The organism is Actinosynnema sp. NPDC023658, assembly GCF_040639995.1.
Taxonomy (GTDB): domain Bacteria; phylum Actinomycetota; class Actinomycetes; order Mycobacteriales; family Pseudonocardiaceae; genus Actinosynnema.
In genome coordinates, this window is sequence record NZ_JBFAAX010000905.1 from 1 (window position 1) to 2,206 (window position 2,206).

The following is a 2,206-nucleotide window of genomic DNA, read 5'->3' on the forward strand; positions in this document are numbered from 1 at the left end:
GTGCGGCAGCCGCTTGCCGCGGGGCAGGTCCGCGAGCTCGGCGCGGAACTCCTCGCTGAACCGCGCCTGGTGGGGCAGCGGGAGCGACGTGACCGCCAGCGCGACGACCTTGTACGACGGCCCGCACTCGACGGCCGTCCGGGCGATCTCCTCCAGGTCGACCCGGATCGACCGCGCACCGTCCGACAGGGGGCCGAAGCACGAGGTGGCGTGGAGGTTCTTCTCCACGGCCGCCTCCAGCGCCCGCACCCGCTCGTAGACCTCGAACAGCCGCAGGTCGTCGATCACCCGGCTGCGCTCGATCGCCCACCGCAGCTCGACCGCGAGGTCGTGCGCCAACTTGCGGTCGAGGATGCGGTCCAGCTTGCCGCCCAACGCGGTCTCCAGCTCGCCCGCGAGCGCGCTGATGGCCGCCAGCCTGCGCTGCCGCCTGCTCACGTCCCACCTGCCGCGTGCGGCCGGAGGAAGCCCAACCCGGCGATGGGGGTGCGGGCGCGCGCCAGGGCCGACCGGACGACGGCGACGCTGTCGGGGTCGAGCCGGTAGTAGCGGCGCCGGGGACGGCCGCGCTCGCGCGGGTCGATGTCCTCCCACCGGCTCCGCACCCACCCGCACTGCTCCAGCCTGGCCAGGATGGGGTGCACGGTCCCGCTCGGCAGCCCGGCGGCCTGGCAGATCTCCAGGCCGTAGCGGTCCACCGCGGGGTCGTCGAGCAGCACGCCCAGCACGAGTTGGGTGGGCAGCGTCATCTTCGGCCCTCGCCGTGAACCAACCATGGTCTAACTCTACCTAGGGTGGTCGGGGCGGTCACCGCACAACTGCGGTGGCACGCCCCCTCACGAGCGGCCGGTGAAGAAGACCCGGACGTCCTCGGCCAGCAGGTCGGGTGCTTCCAGTGCGGCGAAGTGGCCGCCCCTCGGGAACTCGCTCCAGTGCTCGACCCGGTGGGACAGCTCCGCCAACGGCCGCACCGGCAGCACGATGTCGTGCGCGAACACGGCCACGCCCAGCGGCGCGGGACAGGACCGCGCGTTGATGCCGGACTCGCGGGTGAGGCGGGCCGACGAGCCCGCCGTGCCGGTCAGCCAGTACAGCATCACGTTGGTCAGGACCCGGTCCACGTCGATCTCCGAGTCGGGGTCGGTCCACTCGGTGAACTTCTCCGCGATCCACGCCAGCTGCCCGACCGGCGAGTCGGTCAACGCGTAGGAGATGGTCTGCGGCCGGGTTCCCTGGAGCACCTGGTAGCCGGGCCGGTTGCGCATCAGGGCCTTGATCCGGTCGAGCCGCCGCTCGTCGTCGTCGGACAGCTCGACGCCCTCGACCGGCGGCGTGGGCAGGTAGTTCACGTGCACGGCGACCACGTGACCGGGTGCGGCGACGGCCATGGCCTGCGCGATGCCCGCGCCCCAGTCGCCGCCCTGCGCGCCGTAGCGCTCGTAGCCGAGCCGGTCCATCAGCTCGGTGAACGCCCGCGCGACGCGGTGGAGGTCCCAGCCGCGCTCGGTGGTCGGGCCGGACAGGCCGAAGCCGGGGATGGACGGGATGACCAGGTGGAAGTCGCGGGACAGCGGTTCGACGACGTCGAGGAACTCCAGCACCGAGCCGGGCCAGCCGTGGACGAGCACCAGCGGCAGCGCGTCGGCCTTCGCGGAGCGGACGTGGACGAAGTGCACGCGCTGGCCGTCGACCTCGGTGGTGAACTGCGGCAGCGCGTTCAGCTCGGCCTCGTGCCGCCGCCAGTCGTAGGAGTGCTGCCAGTGGTCGGCCAGCGCGCGGACCTCGGAGAGGGGGAAGCCGTAGTCGAACCCGGCGTCGGGCAGCTCCTCGGGCCAGCGGGTGCGGGCGAGCCGGTCGGCCAGGTCGTCCAGGTCGGCCTGGGGGACGTCGAGGGTGAAGGGCGTGATCATGGTCGGCACTCCGTTGGTCTCACCAATGTTGGTGAAGCCAACAGTACACACAACCGTTGGACTTGCCAACGGTTGTGTCCGGTCTATCGTCTGCACCCATGGCCACCTGGAACGACGTGCACCGCATCACCGCCGCGCTGCCCGAGGTCACCGAACGCGCCACCTACGACGGGCGGCCGGCGTGGCGGGTGAAGGACAGGATGTTCGCCTGGGACCGACCGCTGCGCGCGGGCGACCTCGCCGCGCTCGGAGGCGACGCGCCGGACGGTCCCGTCCTCGCGGCGCGCGTGCCCGAC

3 protein-coding genes and 1 pseudogene are annotated in these 2,206 nt (G+C 72.4%); 1 reads left to right on the forward strand and 3 read right to left on the reverse strand.

Annotation, left to right across the window (positions count from 1 at the left end; all coding sequences use genetic code 11):
- The 3 genes from AB0G02_RS36210 to AB0G02_RS36220 form a co-directional block, all read right to left on the reverse strand.
- Nucleotides 1-438 (reverse strand): hypothetical protein (locus AB0G02_RS36210; RefSeq protein ID WP_360803801.1); only part of this gene is annotated, 438 nt, incomplete at its 3' end.
- On the reverse strand, nucleotides 435-749 hold the full coding sequence (locus AB0G02_RS36215; RefSeq protein WP_360803804.1) for a helix-turn-helix transcriptional regulator: 315 nt from the start codon (nucleotides 747-749) through the stop codon (nucleotides 435-437). The genes AB0G02_RS36210 and AB0G02_RS36215, both read right to left, overlap by 4 nt.
- 87 nt (nucleotides 750-836) lie before the next feature.
- A complete protein-coding gene (locus tag AB0G02_RS36220; protein WP_360803807.1) occupies nucleotides 837-1,910 on the reverse strand; it encodes an epoxide hydrolase family protein in 1,074 nt (357 codons plus the stop codon).
- A 98-nt stretch (nucleotides 1,911-2,008) separates the two neighbouring features.
- On the opposite strand from AB0G02_RS36220, the pseudogene AB0G02_RS36225 reads away from it, so the two are divergent.
- A pseudogene (locus AB0G02_RS36225) lies at nucleotides 2,009-2,206 on the forward strand (MmcQ/YjbR family DNA-binding protein); the annotation flags it as partial.

Coding starts and splice junctions, on each gene's coding strand:
- AB0G02_RS36215 (WP_360803804.1), bottom strand. CDS start 749: ATGACGCTGCCCACCCAACTCGTGCTGGGCGTGCTGCTCGACGACCCC.
- AB0G02_RS36220 (WP_360803807.1), bottom strand. CDS start 1,910: ATGATCACGCCCTTCACCCTCGACGTCCCCCAGGCCGACCTGGACGAC.